General features: G+C 39.9%; 1 protein-coding gene. It reads right to left on the bottom strand.

The window, feature by feature from the left end:
- Nucleotides 1-59: 59 nt before the first annotated feature.
- Nucleotides 60-974, bottom strand: a 915-nt coding sequence (gene lpxD, locus B3B27_RS06370; RefSeq protein ID WP_286847155.1) for a UDP-3-O-(3-hydroxymyristoyl)glucosamine N-acyltransferase, incomplete at its 5' end; no start/stop codon positions are given.

The raw sequence follows: 974 nt of genomic DNA, 5'->3' as shown, positions 1-974 counted from the left end.
TACACACATTTCACCTAAATTTGTGAAATGTTTGCTAAAATGAGCCTGAAAACGATTGATTAATCGTCGGTACATAGCTTATTTTTAAGCTCTGCGATCTCTTTCTCCATTGAATTCAACTGCCTGTACATTTCAGGAAGTTTAGAAATAATAATACTCGATTTAAAGAAGTTTTTCACTGGAATAGCGGGGGATCCTAATATTTCAGATCCCTCTTTTGTATTACTGATAATACCTGATTGAGCGCCTATCTTACAATTTTTCCCAATGGTAATATGCCCGCCAATTCCTACTTGTCCGCCAAACACACTGTTTTCACCTATCTTGGTTGAGCCTGCTATTCCAACCTGGGCTGCCATTGCGGTGTTTTCGCCTATCTCGCAATTATGAGCTATCTGTATAAGGTTGTCGAGTTTTACACCCTTACGTATTACTGTTGAACCAATCACAGCACGGTCAACAGTGGTATTGGCACCCACCTCCACATTATCTTCAATAATCACATTGCCCATCTGTGGAATTTTATGATACACATCATCTTCTTTGCTGAAACCGAAACCATCTGCTCCTATCACTGCTCCTGAATGCAGTATGCAGTTATCCCCTATTACACAATTGTGATAAATTTTCACTCCGGGATAGAGAATACAGTTATTTCCTATCTTTACATTCTCTCCCACATACGATTGCGGGTAAATCTTACTGTTCTCACCTATCTGAGCATTGTCTCCAATATAAGCAAAACTTCCTACATAAACATTTTCGCCAAGTGTAGCTGTAGATGAGATAAAACAGATATCGTCCGCTCCACTCTTCTGTGGGGTATGATTGTTAACCAACTCCATCAGCGATGCCAGGGCGGTATAGGCGTTAGACACTCTTATCAGGGTTGCCTTTATAACACCTTCCTGTACAAAATCGTTGTTTACAAGTACGATATCGGCACCGGTCTCGTAAATATATTGAGTATATTT

It is taken from the genome of Proteiniphilum sp. UBA5463, assembly GCF_002427225.1.
Lineage (GTDB): Bacteria > Bacteroidota > Bacteroidia > Bacteroidales > Dysgonomonadaceae > Proteiniphilum > Proteiniphilum propionicum.
This window is presented reverse-complemented; position numbering and strand designations above follow the sequence as displayed.